At 70.6% G+C, this 15,553-nt stretch carries 13 protein-coding genes; 6 read left to right on the top strand and 7 right to left on the bottom strand.

Annotated features, from left to right (window positions below; genetic code table 11):
* Positions 1-10 precede the first annotated feature (10 nt).
* On the bottom strand, positions 11-3,007 hold the full coding sequence (locus RR3_RS19690; RefSeq protein ID WP_029540056.1) for a UPF0182 family protein: 2,997 nt from the start codon (positions 3,005-3,007) through the stop codon (positions 11-13).
* 156 nt (positions 3,008-3,163) lie between these two features.
* Here RR3_RS19690 and RR3_RS19685 point away from each other — a divergent pair, with 156 nt between their 5' ends.
* Positions 3,164-3,769, top strand: coding sequence for a PPA1309 family protein (locus RR3_RS19685; protein ID WP_010594682.1), 606 nt, complete (start codon positions 3,164-3,166; stop codon positions 3,767-3,769).
* A gap of 14 nt (positions 3,770-3,783) precedes the next feature.
* Here RR3_RS19685 and RR3_RS19680 read toward each other — a convergent pair whose 3' ends face one another.
* The gene (locus RR3_RS19680; protein ID WP_017680863.1) at positions 3,784-4,809 is read right to left on the bottom strand and encodes a YlbL family protein; all 1,026 of its coding nucleotides are present in this window, start codon (positions 4,807-4,809) and stop codon (positions 3,784-3,786) included.
* An 88-nt stretch (positions 4,810-4,897) separates the two neighbouring features.
* Here RR3_RS19680 and RR3_RS19675 point away from each other — a divergent pair, with 88 nt between their 5' ends.
* The 3 genes from RR3_RS19675 (at position 4,898) to RR3_RS19665 (ending at position 8,715) form a co-directional block, all read left to right on the top strand.
* Entirely contained in the window at positions 4,898-6,394 is a 1,497-nt protein-coding gene (locus RR3_RS19675; RefSeq protein WP_010594685.1) for a zinc-dependent metalloprotease, read from the top strand.
* 93 nt (positions 6,395-6,487) lie between these two features.
* On the top strand, positions 6,488-7,336 hold the full coding sequence (locus RR3_RS19670; protein ID WP_010594686.1) for a hypothetical protein: 849 nt from the start codon (positions 6,488-6,490) through the stop codon (positions 7,334-7,336).
* Between the two features lie 47 nt (positions 7,337-7,383).
* Positions 7,384-8,715, top strand: a complete 1,332-nt coding sequence (locus tag RR3_RS19665; protein ID WP_010594687.1) for an ABC1 kinase family protein — start codon at positions 7,384-7,386, stop codon at positions 8,713-8,715.
* Positions 8,716-8,731: 16 nt separating this feature from the next.
* Here RR3_RS19665 and RR3_RS19660 read toward each other — a convergent pair whose 3' ends face one another.
* Together RR3_RS19660 and RR3_RS19655 are read right to left on the bottom strand one after the other, a co-directional pair.
* On the bottom strand, positions 8,732-9,010 hold the full coding sequence (locus RR3_RS19660; RefSeq protein WP_010594688.1) for a WhiB family transcriptional regulator: 279 nt from the start codon (positions 9,008-9,010) through the stop codon (positions 8,732-8,734).
* Positions 9,011-9,395: 385 nt separating this feature from the next.
* Positions 9,396-11,528 (bottom strand): ATP-dependent DNA helicase UvrD2, encoded by a 2,133-nt coding sequence (locus RR3_RS19655; RefSeq protein ID WP_225222608.1) that lies wholly within the window; start codon positions 11,526-11,528, stop codon positions 9,396-9,398.
* Positions 11,529-11,642: 114 nt separating this feature from the next.
* Between RR3_RS19655 and RR3_RS19650 the strand changes: the two genes are divergently transcribed.
* Positions 11,643-11,897 carry a mycoredoxin gene (locus RR3_RS19650; protein ID WP_026137488.1) on the top strand — a complete coding sequence of 85 codons (255 nt, stop codon included), beginning with the start codon at positions 11,643-11,645 and terminating at the stop codon, positions 11,895-11,897.
* Positions 11,898-11,933: 36 nt separating this feature from the next.
* On the opposite strand, the gene RR3_RS19645 is transcribed toward RR3_RS19650, so the two are convergent.
* Positions 11,934-12,779, bottom strand: coding sequence for an SDR family NAD(P)-dependent oxidoreductase (locus RR3_RS19645; protein ID WP_017679542.1), 846 nt, complete (start codon positions 12,777-12,779; stop codon positions 11,934-11,936).
* Positions 12,780-12,884: 105 nt separating this feature from the next.
* On the opposite strand from RR3_RS19645, the gene RR3_RS19640 reads away from it, so the two are divergent.
* Positions 12,885-13,496: a TetR/AcrR family transcriptional regulator gene (locus RR3_RS19640; RefSeq protein WP_017679543.1), complete on the top strand. Its 612-nt coding sequence runs from the start codon at positions 12,885-12,887 to the stop codon at positions 13,494-13,496.
* Between the two features lie 5 nt (positions 13,497-13,501).
* Here the strand turns inward: RR3_RS19640 and nudC are convergent, their stop codons facing one another.
* Positions 13,502-14,404 (bottom strand): NAD(+) diphosphatase, encoded by a 903-nt coding sequence (gene nudC / locus RR3_RS19635; RefSeq protein ID WP_017679544.1) that lies wholly within the window; start codon positions 14,402-14,404, stop codon positions 13,502-13,504.
* Positions 14,405-14,430: 26 nt separating this feature from the next.
* On the bottom strand, positions 14,431-15,498 hold the full coding sequence (locus RR3_RS19630; RefSeq protein ID WP_010594695.1) for a potassium channel family protein: 1,068 nt from the start codon (positions 15,496-15,498) through the stop codon (positions 14,431-14,433).
* Positions 15,499-15,553 lie beyond the last annotated feature (55 nt).

Below are 15,553 nucleotides of genomic sequence, written 5' to 3'. Positions count from 1 at the left end.
CGGCAGGAGATCAGCCGCCGGTGGACTGGTACGCCTCCACGGCCGCCTGCACTCGTTCGAGCGCCCGACCGTACGCTGCGAAGTCGCCGGTGCTCTGCGCCGCGCTGAGCTCGGCGAGCGCCGCGTCGAGTTCGGCGACTGCCGCCGTCCGATCCGCCGGCGCCGGAGCGGGCGCGGGGTTCGGCGCCGGAGCGGGCGCCGGTGCCGCCGCCTGGCCGTCCTGCGGTGTCCCCTCTGCCCCCTCAACCGGTGCCGGGGGTGTCGACTCGCCACCCGGTGCGGTGGCCGCACTGCCGACGCCGCCACCGAAGACCTGGTCCAGTGCCGCGGCGAGGGTGGGGGCATAGCCGATCCGCACACCACCGGCGGGCCCGGGCTCGCGATAGCTGACGATCACCCGGGACAGCTGCGGGAAGGTGGAGGTGTTTCCGCTCGCCGAGTTGCGTTCCGTGTACATCGGCTGGACGTACAGGATGCCGCCCTCGGCGATCGGCAGCGTCAGCAGATTGCCGTACTGGATCCGGTTGGACCGCTCGAGCAGAGTGCGCTCCGACGCGACGCGCGTGTCGGAGATCATCGCGTTCTGCGTCTGTGCGGGACCGAAGGTCTGGGTGTCGGTCGGCAATCGGAGGATCGTGAACTTGCCGTAGTTGTCGGGGTCCGAGTTCACCGAGATGTACGCGGACAGGAACTGCCGGTTGAAGCCCACCATCGCAGAGGTGAGCCGGAACGACGGGCGGGCCGTCTCCTCGTCACCGATCAGCACGTAGTAGGGCGGCTGATTGGCCGTCGTCTCGACCGTCGGGTCGCTCGGCACCGACCAGAACGCGTTGTTGGTGAAGAACTCGCGCGGGTCGTCGACGTGGTACTTCGCGAGCATCTCGCGCTGCACCTTGAACAGGTCCTCCGGGTACCGGAAGTGCGAGCGGAGCTCGTCGGAGATCTGGTCCTGCGGGGTCACCGCATCGGGGAAGACACCCATCCACGCCTTCAGGACCGGGTCCTGGTCGTCGACCTGGTAGAGGGTCACGGTGCCGTCGTACGCATCGACTGTCGCCTTCACCGAGTTCCGGATGTAGGAGACCTCCTTGCGGGGCAGCAGCCGGCCGGTGTTCTGGTCGACGCTGTCCTCGACGAGACCTTCGAGGGAACTGCGCTGCGCGTACGGGTAGTTGTCGAGCGTGGTGTAGGCGTCGACGACCCACACGATGCGGCCGTCGACCGCCGCGGGATATGCGTCGCCGTCGGCGGTGAGCCACGGCGCGACCTTCGTCACCCGGTCCCGCGGATCGCGGTTGAACAGCAGCTTCGACTCGCTGCCGATCGCACTCGAGAAGAGGATGTTGCGTTCGGCGTACTTCGAGGCGAACGCGAGGCGGTTGAACCAGTTGCCGATCGACACGCCACCCGAGCCGGTGTAGGTGTACTGCGCGGTGTCGGTGTCGTACTCCCGCGGGGCCTCGCCCTCGGCGGCACCGACGATCGCGTAGTCGGGCTCCTCCTGCGCGATGACCTCACCGAAGTAGATCCGCGGCTGCTCGACCGGGATCACCTGGTTGCCGGACTCGAGCGACGCGATGTCGCTGACCATGTACACCGGGTAGCCGCTGTTGCTGTTGGCGGCCTCCTCCGCGGACTCGCTCGCGGCGGCGTTCACCCGGTTGGCGGGGGCGGCGACCAGGCCGTTGCCGTGGGTGTACACCGTGTGCCTGTTGATCCAGTCGGTCTGGTTGCCCGTCAGGCTCGACGGCGACAGTTCGCGGGCGGCGACGATGTAGTCCTCGCGCTGCCCGTCGATCTCGTACCGGTCGATGTCCAGCGACGGCGGGAACCCGTAGAAGTTCTTCAGCTGCTGCTGCTGGGTGAAGGTGCGCGGCAGCACGTTGGGGTCGAGCAGACGGGTGTTGGCGATCGTCGTCACGTCCGCCGGCACGTTGCGCGGCGACGTGCTGCCCACGCCGGGGTAGTCCTGGTACTCCACGGTCTCGTCCGTGATGCCGTAGGCCTGACGGGTCGCCGCGATGTTGCGCTCGATGTACTCGGCCTCCTTGACGGCGGCGTTCGGCCGGACGGAGAACTGCTCGACCACCAGCGGCCACACGGCCCCGACGAGGATCGACGAGAGCACCAGCAGCGCGGTCGCCATCGCCGGGATACGCAGGTCGCGCAGCACGATCGCCGCGAAGAACGCCACCGCGCAGATGACGGCGATCGCCATCAGGATCAGCTTGGCGGGCAGCACGGCGTTGATGTCGGTGAATCCCGCGCCGGTGAACGTGGGCTCCTTGCGCCCGCTCCACAGCAGTGCGTACCGGTCGAGCCAGTACGCGACCGCCTTGAACGCGACGAAGATGCCGGCCAGTACGGCCAGCTGGATGCGGGCGGCGCGGGTGAGGCTGCCACCGCGGCCGGCGAGCCGGATGCCGCCGAAGATGTAGTGGGTGACCAGACTGGCGAAGAGCGCCAGGATGACGGCCACGAACATCCAGTTCAGCAGGAAGCGGTAGAAGGGCAGGTCGAAGGCGTAGAAGCCGACGTCCAGCCCGAACTGCGGGTCCGTGGTGCCGAACGAGCCGCCGTTGAAGAACATCTGCACGGTCACCCAGCTCGCCTGCGCGATCAGGCCGGACAGCAGCCCGAGCACGATCGGGATGCCGAGGCCGAAGGTGCGCAGCCGGGACATCACCGTGGTGCGGTACCGCGAGATGGGGTCGTTGGGCCCGGATGCGGGCACGAACACGGGGCGCGATCGGTACGCCAGGAGCATGGCGAGCCACACCACGGCGCCCACGAACAGGCCCACGACGACGAACAGGACGATCCGGGTCAGCAGCACCTTCACATACACGTCACGGAAGTCGACCTCACCGAACCACAGCCAGTTGGTGTAGGCGTCCACCAGTCGGGGACCGACCAGCAGCAGCACCGCGGCCACCACGGCCAGGCTCAGCAGAATCTTGCTGCGTTTCGACAGCGAAGGTACTCCGGTGGGGGGCCTCATGCCCACGTGCCACACTCCCAATTCTCCGGCGACGCGGATGCGCCGCAGCTGTTCACCTCGACTGTCACCCACGGCACTCGCGGTGACCGTTTCGCCCCACTCTACGGAATGAGGCGGCCACCACGCCGCGGCGGCGACGAGACCTGGCGACGGTGCAAGGATATGTCCGTGAGCGACAGTTATCCCGTCCCGTCCGAAGACGCCCTGCGCCGGTGCGTCGGTGAGATCGTCGACTTCGTCGACGCCGGTGGCTGGGGGCAGCCACCCCAGATGTTCGCGCTGGTGCCGACGGCCCTGCTGGCGGCGTCGGAACCGACGCTGCTCGACCAGCTCGACGCGGGCCACGAGTACACCCCGGTGGAGCAGGACGCCTTCCCGGACGACGTCGAGGGCGGCAGCCCCGCCCTCGACGAGTTCCTCGCCACCACCAGCTGGCCCGAATCGGTCGCCGGCTGCGCCCTGGTGCAGGAGATCGTGGTGCTGCCGCCGAGCGCGGAGTCGGATCTGGACGACGCGCTGGTCCCGCTGCTGGCGGATCCCCACGCCGCCGACGAGGCCGCCCGCGTCGCGGCGCACGGCCATCCGGAGCGGCGGGATGCGCGACTGATCGCGGCGGTGCTGCGGGACGGCCCATCGCTGTCGCTGCTGCAGTTGCGGCCCACCGACGAAGACGACCCGTTCGCCGGGATCGAGCTGCGAACCTACGACAACCTCGCCCCCAACGTGGTGGCGGCGCTGTACGCGACCCTCGAACCGGGCGACGACTAGCGCCGGTCCCGCGTCTACCCGCAGCTCGGCGCGTCGCCCCCGCCGGCGAGCGAGCCGAGCGCACCGATCGCGCCCTCGAGGGTCTCGACCTCGACCAGCCGCATGCCGTCGGGAGCAGCGCTGCGTGCCTCGGCGCAGTTGTCGGCGGGCACGAGGAACACCGTCGCGCCGTCCTCCGACGCCGCGACGAGCTTGTGGGTGATGCCGCCGATCGGGCCGACGGCCCCGTCGGAATCGATGGTCCCGGTCCCCGCGACGACCGCGCCGCCGCTGAGCTCGCCGGGGCTGAGCTTGTCGACCACCGCAAGGCTGAAGATCAGCCCTGCCGACGGCCCGCCGACGTCGGCGAGGTTGAACGTCACGTCGAACGGCACGTCCGGCACCTCCTCGGGGCTGATGCCGAGGAAACCCTTCTCCGGATCGTCGGGGCGGGCGCCCACGGTCACCGCGACGGTCTGCTCGACACCGTCCCGCACGATCCCGATGTCGACCGGCGTATCGGGGGCGACGGCGGCGACGGCGCGCTGCACGCTGCCGGCGGTGGTCACCGGCTCCCCCGCGACGCTGACGAGCCGGTCGCCCTCGCGCAGCACCCCGGCGGACGGCCCGGACTCGCCGACTCGGGCGACGCGCAGGACGACGGGCAGATCGAGATGATGCAGGGCGGCGAGTTCTGCGCTGCGTTCGGACTGCTCGAACTGGGCGGCGTCCGCCTCCTTGACCTGCTCCCGGGTCGCGGTGGGTGGGTAGATCTGTTCGCGCGGGGCGATCCCGTACCGGCTGCCGAGCCACGCCGCGAGGGCCTGCGCCACGGTCAGGCGGTCACTGACACCGACCGTGGTCATCACGAGCTCGCCGGTGGTCGGGTCGGTGTCGGTGCCCTCGATGGCGACGACCGCCTTGCCGTCGACCTCGCCGAGGGTGTCGAACGTCGGGCCGGGGCCGAGCGCCACGTAGGGCACCTTCACATTCAGCGCCACCGTCACCAGCAGCAGCGCGGGGAACAGCACCGCCAGGATCGTCACGAGCCGTCGATTCACCCGGCCAGGGTATCCGGAGCGGCGGTGTTCGCGGTCAGCGTGATCGCGGGGGCCACCGCTGCGCGGTGGGCCTTGTACCGTTGACGACATGAGCGACACGCCTTTCGGATTCTCGAATCCCGACGACGACCCGGACCGCAGGAAGGATTCCGGTTCCGGCGCCGAGGGATCCGGTGCCGAGGGTGCCGGCTCGGCAGGGGGCGGGTCCCAGGGCGGCACTCCCGGCGGTTTTCCCTTCGGTTTCGGTGCGCCCGGCGCAGGCGGTGCCCCGTTCGGGGCCGGTGGCGACAACCCGTTCGGAGCGCAGGGCTTCGACCCGGCGGCGCTCGGGCAGATGCTGACGCAGTTCGGGCAGATGCTCAGCGGCATGGGCAGCGCGATGGGGTCCGGTGGTTCGGGACCCGTCAACTACGAGGTGGCCGCCAAGCTCGCCCGCCAGCAGATCGGCTCCGTGACCCCCGTCTCGTCCGGGTCTGCGGACGCCGTCCGCGACGCCGCGCACTTGGCAGAGCTGTGGCTCGACGGCGCGACGACGTTGCCCGCCGGCGCGACCCGCACCGTCGCGTGGACGCCCGTGGACTGGCTCGACAACACGCTCGGAACGTGGAAGCGCCTGTGCGATCCCGTGGCCGAGCAGGTCAACGGCATGTGGGTCCAGGGCCTGCCGGAGGAGGCCCGGGCGATGGCCGGGCCGATGCTCGGGATGTTCTCCCAGATGGGTGGCCTGGCGTTCGGCTCCCAGCTCGGCCAGGCCCTCGGACAGCTGGCCAAGGAGGTCCTGGCCTCGACCGACATCGGTCTTCCCCTCGGGCCCGAGGGCACCGCCGCGCTGATGCCCGCCGCGATCGATGCCTTCGGTGAGGGGCTCGAGCAGCCGGCGCAGGAGGTTCTCGTCTTCCTGGCCGCGCGTGAGGCGGCACACCAGCGGCTCTACAGCCACGTGCCGTGGCTGCGATCACGCCTGCTGTCCACCGTCGAGGACTACGCGCGCGGCATCCGGATGGACTTCTCCGCGATCGAGGACCTCGCGCAGGGCATCGACCCCGCGGCGCTGACGGACCCGTCGAAGATCGAGGAACTGCTCAAGGGCGCGGCGTTCGAGCCGCAGACCACTCCCGAGCAGAAGCAGGCCCTCGAGCGCCTCGAGACGTTGCTCGCCCTGGTCGAGGGCTGGGTGGAGACCGTGGTCGCCGATGCCCTCGGCGACCGGTTGCCGGGGGTGGCCGCGTTGAGCGAGACGCTGCGCCGTCGCCGTGCGAGCGGTGGGCCCGCGGAGCAGACCTTCGCCACACTCGTCGGTCTCGAGCTGCGGCCGCGGAAACTGCGCGAGGCCGCCGTCCTGTGGCGCCGCCTCACCGCCGATGCCGGGACGGAGGCACGGGACAAGGTGTGGGCCCATCCGGACCTGCTGCCGGACTCGTCGGACCTGGACAACCCGGCCGCTTTCCTCGATCGGATCCTCGGCGGCGAAACGACCACGTTCGACGATCCGATCGCACAGCTGCGCGAGACCGAGGCACGCGAGCGTGCCGAGCGGGAGAAGGGCGACTCCGGCGAGTCCACCGATCCCGACGAATCCGCCTGAGCGCGCTTCGACGCTGGTAGATCGCGGTTTCCCCCTGTGGACAACCGGCCTCGGGCACCCGGGCGCGGCCCGGGGTGCCGCAGACTGGCGGGCATGACCACGGCCATGCACCAGCCCGGACCTGCGCTCGATCCTGCCCTCGAAGTGCTCCGTCGCCCGGACGGCTCGGTCCAACTCGGGTGGGGTCCCGATACCGCCGCCGTCCTCTCCCCCGGCGCAGGGCTCGACGCATTCGCCCTGTCGACGGTGCTGAGCCTGCTCGACGGGCGTTCGTCGCGCGCGGAGATTCTGGCCCGCACGGCGCAGGCCGGGCTGGCGGACGATGCCGTCACCGTCCTGCTCGACGAGTTGACCACCGTCGGCGCGGTCCGGGACCCGGGCGGGACCGTACCGGTGGCTCCCCGGGTGCGGGTGCACGGGCGCGGGCCCCTCGCGGATACGCTGGTCACCCAACTGACGGTCTCGGGCACCCGGCTGAGCCGGTCCGCCGCCTACACCGGCGACAGTGACGTCGCTCGATGGGACGTGCAGTGCGTGCTGCTCGCCGACGCACTGGTCCCCGATCCCCGGCTCGTCCGGGAGCTGATGCGGCACCGCGTGCCGCACCTGACCGTGCTGCTGCGCGACGGCCGTGGCATCGTCGGGCCGTTCGTCGTCCCGGGGCGCACGAGCTGTCTGCGCTGCGCGGATCTCACCCGCACCGACCTCGACCCGCACTGGCCGCAGCTCGCGGCTCAACTGTGCGACCGCGTCGGCTGTGCGGAGCCCCCCGTGGTGCTGGCGACCGCGGCTCTCGCCCTCGCCGAGCTCGACGCGATTCTCACGACCGTGGCGCCCGCGACACTGGACCGGACCCTCGAGGTGGACCTGCGCAGTCACCGGCTCGCGTCGCGGCGCTGGTACCGACACCCGGATTGCGGGTGCGCCGGCCCGCCGGCGTGACGCGGGGTCGACCCACGGCGCCCCGCGCCGGGGGGACGGCGTCAGGCATGATGGTGGGCGTGGCCGAAATCCCCCGGAGAAGCAGTTCCCGCACCGCCAAGCTCGCCAGCATCCCCCTCGGGATCGCAGGTCGTGCCGCGGTGGGGTTCGGCCGGCGTCTGGCCGGCGGGGACCGCGAGGAGATCGACGCCGAGCTCGCGGCGAAGGCTGCCGAACAGCTGTTCACGGTGCTCGGTGAGCTCAAGGGCGGAGCCATGAAGGTCGGCCAGGCGCTGAGCGTGATGGAAGCCGCGGTGCCGGAGGAGTTCGCCGAACCGTACCGGGAGGCGCTGACGAAGCTGCAGTCGGCTGCTCCGCCGCTGCCGGCCAAGACGGTCCACCGTGTCCTCGATCAGCAGCTCGGTGCCGGCTGGCGGGAACGGTTCGCCTCGTTCGACGACGTTCCCACCGCGTCGGCGAGCATCGGCCAGGTCCACCGGGCGACGTGGGCGGACGGCCGCGAGGTCGCGGTGAAGGTCCAGTACCCGGGCGCCGACGAGGCGCTGCGCGCCGATCTGCGGACCCTGTCCCGGTTCGCGGGTCTGTTCGCGACGGTGATGCCGGGCACCGACGTGCGCGCGGTGCTCGACGAGCTGACCGCGCGCACCGAGGAGGAGCTCGACTACCGGATCGAGGCCGACAATCAGCGGGCCTTCGCCAAAGTGTTCGGCGACGATCCCCGGTTCGTCGTGCCGCGGGTGGTCGCCAGTTCCCCGAAGGTCTTCGTCACCGAATGGCTCACGGCGACACCGCTGTCCACGATCATCGCGGAGGGTACCCGCGAGCAGCGCAACCGGGCGGGGGCGCTGCTCGCCGAGTTCCACTTCGCCTCCCCGGCACAGGTGGGCCTGCTGCACTGCGACCCCCATCCGGGCAATTTCATGTTGCTCGACGACGGCCGGCTCGGCGTCATCGACTTCGGGGCCACGGCCGCGATGCCGAACGGGTTGCCCCCGGTGCTGGGCCGGATGGTGCGGCTGGCCCTCGAGGAACGTTTCGACGAGCTGACCACACTGCTCTACGAGAACCGGTTCGTCCTGCCGGGCAGGGAGGTCACCGAGCAGGAGATCGCGGACTACCTGCGCCCGTTCACCGACCCGATCCACACGGAGTCCTTCCACTTCACCCGGGCGTGGCTGCAGAAGGCGGCGGGCACCGCCACCGACTTCTCCGGATCCAACTTCCGGACCGCGCGGGCTCTGAACCTGCCGCCGGAGTACGCGAACATCGTCCGCGTACTCCTCGGCTCGGTCGGCATCTGCGCTCAGCTGGACGCGCACGCGCCGTACATGCGAATCCTGTCGGAGTGGCTGCCGGGCTTCACCGACCCGGTGGACTGACGTCCCGGCAGCCCGGTCAGGCGCACACCAGTTCCTTGCGGGGACGCCCCCGCGGGCGCTTGCGGGCGACGACGGCGCCCCGTTCGAAGATCTCGCCGCCCCACACACCCCACGGCTCGGCCCGGTCGAGTGCCGCGGCGAGGCAGTGGGCTCGAATCGGGCACCGGCCGCACAGCGCCTTGGCCCGCTCCAACTCGGTCGGTGATTCGGCGAACCACAGATCCGGATCGTCGCCGCGGCAGGGCAACTCGCGCACGCGCGTCGTTCGGTCGACGTCGAGCGTTGCGGTTTGCACGATGGATGTCTCCTCTGTCTGGTTTCGGATGCGATGAGCGAACCGGGCAGAAGACGAAGAAGGCCACGGTCCGCTGGGCGGTGTCCGTGGCCGGAAGGCGAATCGAAGATTACCGGGGCTGACCTCGGTGGCTTCGGGACACGGACGAAAGGGCGGCTGCTCGCACGCGGGCGACGCGCGGAGTGCACGCACCGGCGGCGACGGGGGCGCCGGCGACGGGGACGGCGACCACCACTGCAGCTGCATCGAAGCCGAGCATCGGGGCCACCTCCTGACGTCGTCCGCGCACGGGCCTTTCCCGTGACATCGACCTCCAGCCTAGAAACTCGGCCGTCGATCGCACAACCCATTTTCTACCTGCGGTTTTGCCGCATCCGCGGAGCCGCTAGAGATCGAGGGTGTCGGAGGCGCGTTCACCACGCACGACAGCGAGCACGTCCGCTCCGAACTGCTCGAGCTTCTTCGCCCCGATACCGGGGATGGCGACGAGGGCGCGGTCGTCGCCCGGCTGCTGCTCGGCGATGGCGATGAGCGTGTTGTCGCTGAACACCACGTAGGCGGGGACCTTCATCTCCTTGGACCGTTCCCGGCGCCAGTCCTTCAATGCCACCAGCAGCGATTCGTCCAGGTTCGACGGGCAACCCTCGCAGCGTCCGAGCATGGTCGCGGACGATCCCATGAGGGGCTTGCCGCACACGCGGCACTGCGGCCGCTTACGCTTCGGCGACGGGGGAGCCGCAATCCGTGACGCCGGCGAATCGTCGGGGATCAGACCGTGCAGGAACCGTGATCGCCGCCGCGACCGGCGACCGCCCTCGGTGCGCGAAAGCGCCCACGACAGGTGCAGGTGCACGCGCGCGCGGGTGACGCCGACATACAGCAGCCGGCGCTCCTCCTCGATGCCTGCCTCGTCGGGCGGTGTCGAACTGTCACCGACGACGTGCACGATGGGCAGGGTCCCGTCGGTGAGACCGACGAGGAAGACCGCGTCCCATTCCAGGCCCTTGGCCGCGTGCAGCGACGCGAGTGTCACGCCCTGCACCGTCGGAGGGTGCCGTGCCTCCGCCCGCGCCGCGAGGTCGCGCAACAGTCCGTCGAGATCGAGGTCGGGCTCGTGCCCGAGGAGTTCCTCGGTGAGCTGCACGAGCGCCCGCAGCGATTCCCAGCGTTCGCGGGCCTGCGCACCGGCAGGTTCGGTCTCGCTCAGCCCGAGCGGGGCGAGCACCGCTCGCACCAGCGTGACCAGGGCGGCGCCGCGATCGGCGCCCTCGGGCAGGTCGTCTCGGGCCTGCGCCTGCCGCAGCGCCCCGACCGCTTGCCGCACCTCCGCCCGGGTGAAGAAGCCCTCGCCGCCGCGGACCTGGTACGGGATACCGGCTTCGGTGAACGCGTGTTCGTAGGCCTCCGACTGCGCGTTGATGCGGTAGAGCACGGCGATCTCGGCGGCCGGTACCCCCGAACCCAGCAGCTTGGCGATCGCCTTGGCGACGGCCTGCGCCTCGGCGGGCTCGTCGTCGTATTCGGCGAACGCCGGCTCCGGTCCGGGCGGGCGCTGGCCGACGAGCTGGAGCCGGGTCCCGGCGATGCGGCCGCGCGCCGCGCCGATGACCTGGTTGGCGAGGGCCACGACCTGCGGGGTGGACCGGTAGTCACGTTCGAGCCGGACCACCGTCGCGTCCGGGAACCGGCGGGAGAAGTCGAGCAGGTACTGCGGGGTGGCACCGGTGAACGAGTAGATCGTCTGGTTCGCGTCGCCGACGACGGTGAGGTCGTCGCGGTCGCCGAGCCACGCGTCGAGCACCCGCTGCTGCAGGGGCGTGACGTCCTGGTACTCGTCGACGACGAAACAGCGGTAGCGGTCGCGGAACTCCTCGGCGACGGCGCTGTGCTCCTCGAGCGCGGCGGCCGTGTGCAGCAGCAGGTCGTCGAAGTCGAGGTAGATGCCGTCGTCGCGCACCTTGAGCGACTCGTAGCCGGCGTAGACGGCAGCGACCCGCGCGGCGTCGGCGGGGGGCTCACGCCGGGCGCGGGCCACCACGGCCGGATAGTCCTCCGGCGCGACGAGCGATCCTTTCGCCCACTCGATCTCCGAGAGCAGGTCGCGCACGGTGTCCGTGTCGGTGGCGAACCCGGCCCGGTGCGCGGCCTGGGAGACGACCGCGAACTTGCGGTCGAGCAGCTGCCACGGCGTGTCGCCGACCACCTGCGGCCAGAAGTAACGCAGCTGCCGCAGCGCGGCGGCATGGAAGGTGCGCGCCTGCACCTGCGGACCCGTACCGCCCACGCCGAGTTCGCGCAGGCGGCCGCGCATCTCTCCGGCGGCGCGCGCGGTGAACGTGACAGCGAGGACCTGGCCCGCCGCGACGTGTCCGTGGGACACCAGGTGCGCGATGCGGCGGGTGATGGTCCGGGTCTTTCCGGTACCTGCGCCGGCGAGGACACACACCGGGCCCCGCGGCGCGAGGACCGCCGCGGCCTGCTGGGGATCGAGTCCCTCCACCGATGTCTCTGCGCGCATGGGCTCCATCATGGCAGGACGGGGTGACAGGCATCCGGCCCACACCGACTGTGGCGGAGAACACATTTGACCGCAGGACGGAACAGCGGACAGACGGTGGTTGTTGTGCGCACCGTGACTACGACCGACGCTCCCGCCCTGACGCTCTACACCACCGACTGGTGCGGCTACTGCCGTCGCCTCAAGCGCCAGCTCGACGAGCACGGCATCGGCTACGCCGAGATCGACATCGAAGCCGACCCGTCGGCCGCCGAGTTCGTCGGCAGCGTCAACAACGGAAACCACGTCGTTCCCACCGTGCAGTTCGCCGACGGCAGCACCGCGACCAATCCCCCGCTGTCCGCGGTCAAGCAGGCGCTCGGCCTCTAGCGGACGGCACCGCATCCGCCGGGGGCACCGAGGACCTCAGGTGGTGTATCCCGGCGGGGCCGGCACGGCATGTTCGGCCGCCCGGCTGACCTTCTCCCATGCCGCCCAGTCCCGGATGCGGTCCTGCGCGAGTCCGACCGCGGCGTCGTAGACGACGCTGCCGAGGATCAACCGTCTCGGTGGATCGTCGCTGTCCACGACTGCCCGGACCGCAGCCGCGGCGAGCGCCGGCTCGCTGTCGACGCCGTCGGCGTCCGACGTCGCCGCCAGCTCGGCGCGCAGCGCCGCATAGTCGTCGAGCGGCGCAGTGGCGGGCATGTCCTTGTACAGGTCCGTCCAGTATCCGCCGGGTTCGACGATCGTCACGGCGACCCCGAAGTGTGCGGCCTCCGCAGCGACCGCCTCGCTCAGTCCCTCCAGTGCGAACTTGCTCGCGCTGTACAACCCGGTGGTGGGAAATGCCGCGATCCCCGCAACACTGGAGATCTGCAGCAGCCGGCCCGGTGGACGTCGGCGCAGCGCCGGCAACACCGCCTGCGTGACCCACAGCGCTCCGAAGAAGTTGGTCTCCATCTGGGCGCGTGCCTGCTCCTCTGTGAACTCCTCGACGAAGCCGGTCCACATCGTCCCGGCGTTGTTGACGACGACATCGAGGCGACCGAAGTGGTCGACGACCCGCTCGACCGCCGCGAACACCGCCGACCGGTCGGTCACGTCGACGTCGACGGTGAGTACCCGCTCGTCGTCCCGGTACTCGGGCGCTGCGGTCGCGGTGCGGGCGAGGGCGGCCACCCGGTCTCCCGCGGCGAGCGCCTCCCGGGTGAACGCTCGGCCCAGCCCGCGGCTCGCCCCCGTGACCAGCCATATCCGCTGCTCGACCATGTCGGCACCTCCTCGAATACTAGACGAGACGGATCGTCTCGCCGTGCCAGTATGGGACCACCGCCCCTCTCAGTCAAGACGGTCCGTCTCGTCTCGGTTTGGCCTATGCTGTGTTCCATGCCTCCGAGAATCACCCGCCGCAGCGACGCCGCCCGGACAGCGATCCTGACCGCCGCGGTGGAGTTGGTCGGTGAGGTGGGCTACGGCAAGTCGAGCATCGAGGCGATCGCTGCCCGAGCCGGCGTCGGGAAACAAACCATCTACCGGTGGTGGCCGTCGAAGGGATCGGTGCTGCTCGACGCCTACCTCGACGCAAACGTGGGCGGCGAACCGGAGGACCCGCAGGGCCTACCGAACACGGGCGATCTCGTCGCCGACATCAAGGCGGTGCTGCGCGCCACCGTCGACGAACTGAACGATCCCCGGTTCGAACGGCCGTTGCGCGCGCTGACCGTCGCCGTCCTCGAGGACGAGTCCCTGGCCGCCGAATACTCCCGTCGCCTCGACGAGCCGACGCGGCGGTTGAAGAAGGAGCGGCTGTGCGCGGCGCAGCGACAGGGTCAGCTGTCCCCCGAAGTGGATCTCGACGCCGTCGTCGACACCCTCTTCGCCCCCGTCGCCCAGCGCTGGCTGCTGCGCTCCGGTCCGCTGACCTACGAGTACACCGATCACCTCGTCGAGACCGTGCTCACCGGTCTGCTGTGGCCCCGGTCCTGACCGGTTCAGCTCCCCCGGACCCAGCCCTCCAGCATGCCCCGAGCGATCGAGATCGATCCGGGCAGCAACAACGGGGCGTCGGCCGGGGAGGCCCAGTCTCCGAGCGCCAGCGCGGCCCGCACCTCGTCGCGGGTGAACCAGCGGGCCTCGGCGATCTCGCCGTCGAGGAAGGCCAGCGGACGGTCCGGATCGGCGACGGCCGAGAACCCGATCATCACCGAGCGCGGGAACGGCCACGGCTGGCTACCGAGATATCGCACTTCGCGCACGTCGACGCCGACCTCCTCGCGGATCTCCCGCACGACGCAGGACTCGAGCGACTCCCCCGCCTCGACGAACCCGGCGAGCACGGAGAACCGTCGCTCCGGCCACACCGGCTGTCGCGCCAGCAGGACCCGGTCCGCGCCGTCGTGCACGAGACAGATGATCGCCGGGTCGGTCCGCGGGAACTCCTCGTGACCGGTGCTGGTACTGATCCTCGACCAGCCGGACAGGGTCGGCTCGGTCGGCGCTCCGTCCAGCGAACTGAAACCCGCGCTGTCGTGCCAATTGAGCAGGGCCACCGCGGTCACCATCAGACCCGCGTCGGCGTCGTCGAGCCGCTCCCCCACCCGGCGCAGATCGGCGACCGTTCCGGTCTGCGCGAGCACCCGGATCGCCCACACGTGCCGGTCGCCGCGCACACCGAGGAACACCGCGCCCGGAACCGGCTCGGGTCCCAGCTCCACCGCCGCGGCGAACACCAGTGCGTCGCCGTCCACCGGCACCTGCCCGTGACGATCGACCCGTAGCAGAAGGGCCTGCGACCAACCGTCGTGCAGGGCCGCGGCGTCGCCCCGCAGCTCCTCGGCGCGGTCGACGACCGCGCGGGAGAGCAGGGGGGTGTCGGACAGCTGGAAACGGCTCACGCCTGCACCCTAGCGGCGGCGCGGGCTCAGCCCGACACCCGCCGGATGTAGAGCAGCTTGTCGTCCGCCTCCACGGCGTCGACCTCGGGGGACCCCACGCGCAGCAGGCGACCGTCGCGCACGACGCCGAGCACGATGTCGGACAGGTGCCGGGGCGAGCCGCCCACTTCGTTCGGCTCGACGTCCCGTTCGGCGATCGCGAATCCCGCCTCCGGGGTGAGCAGATCCTCGATCATCTCCACGACGCTCGGGGTCGTGGTGGCGATGCCGAGCAACCGGCCCGCGGTCTCCGACGAGATGACCACCGAGTCCGCGCCGGATTGGCGCAGCAGATGCGTGTTCTCCGATTCGCGGATGGCCGCGACGATCTTTGCCCTCGGAGCGATCTCGCGCGCGCTGAGCGTGACGAGCACCGCGGTGTCGTCCCGGTTGGCGGCGACGATGATCGCTGCTGCGTGCTGAACCCCGGCCAGGCGCAGCACATCCGATTTCGTCGCCGAACCCTGCACGGTCACCAGGCCCTGTCCCGCGGCGGTTTCGAGCACCACCGGATCCGTGTCGACGACGACGATCTCCGAGGGCGGAACCCCGTCGCCCAGCATCGCATCCACCGCGGTGCGGCCCTTGGTGCCGTATCCGACGACGACGGTGTGATTACGCACGCGGCGCCTCCAACGCTGAATCTTGAACGCCTGGCGCGAACTCTCGGTCAGCGCCGAGAGCGTCGTACCGACCAGGACGATGAGGAAGAAAATCCGGAGCGGCGTGACGACCAGGACATTGATCAGTCTCGCCTCGGGGGTGAACGGGGTGATGTCGCCGTACCCGGTGGTCGACAGCGAGACGGTTGCATAGTAGATGCAGTCCAGCAGCGACAGCGGGTCACCCTGGGCGTCGCGATAGCCGTCCCGGTCCAGGTAGACCACCAGCACGGCGAACATCAATGCCGCCACCGCATATCCGACGCGACGGGTGATGGCCCGGCTCGGACTCGTCTGCAACTGCGGCACCCGCAGGATGCCCACCAGCGCGAAGTCCGGGCGCTCGGTGAGCACGTCGGAACGGCTGAAGCGGCCGCGTAACCTACCCGGCATGGCGGCACTCCCGCGGTGTTCTCTGCTCCGGCGACACGGTCACCGACGTTCTCGT

Source organism: Rhodococcus ruber NBRC 15591 (assembly GCF_001894945.1).
Taxonomy (GTDB): Bacteria; Actinomycetota; Actinomycetes; order Mycobacteriales; family Mycobacteriaceae; genus Rhodococcus; species Rhodococcus ruber.
The sequence above is the reverse complement of the archived record's forward strand: the minus strand, read 5'-3'. Positions and strand labels throughout refer to the sequence as shown.

Coding starts and splice junctions, on each gene's coding strand:
- RR3_RS19670 (WP_010594686.1), top strand. CDS start 6,488: ATGACCACGGCCATGCACCAGCCCGGACCTGCGCTCGATCCTGCCCTC.
- RR3_RS19675 (WP_010594685.1), top strand. CDS start 4,898: ATGAGCGACACGCCTTTCGGATTCTCGAATCCCGACGACGACCCGGAC.
- RR3_RS19655 (WP_225222608.1), bottom strand. CDS start 11,528: ATGCGCGCAGAGACATCGGTGGAGGGACTCGATCCCCAGCAGGCCGCG.
- RR3_RS19640 (WP_017679543.1), top strand. CDS start 12,885: ATGCTGTGTTCCATGCCTCCGAGAATCACCCGCCGCAGCGACGCCGCC.
- RR3_RS19645 (WP_017679542.1), bottom strand. CDS start 12,779: ATGGTCGAGCAGCGGATATGGCTGGTCACGGGGGCGAGCCGCGGGCTG.
- RR3_RS19685 (WP_010594682.1), top strand. CDS start 3,164: ATGTCCGTGAGCGACAGTTATCCCGTCCCGTCCGAAGACGCCCTGCGC.
- RR3_RS19665 (WP_010594687.1), top strand. CDS start 7,384: ATGATGGTGGGCGTGGCCGAAATCCCCCGGAGAAGCAGTTCCCGCACC.
- RR3_RS19630 (WP_010594695.1), bottom strand. CDS start 15,498: ATGCCGGGTAGGTTACGCGGCCGCTTCAGCCGTTCCGACGTGCTCACC.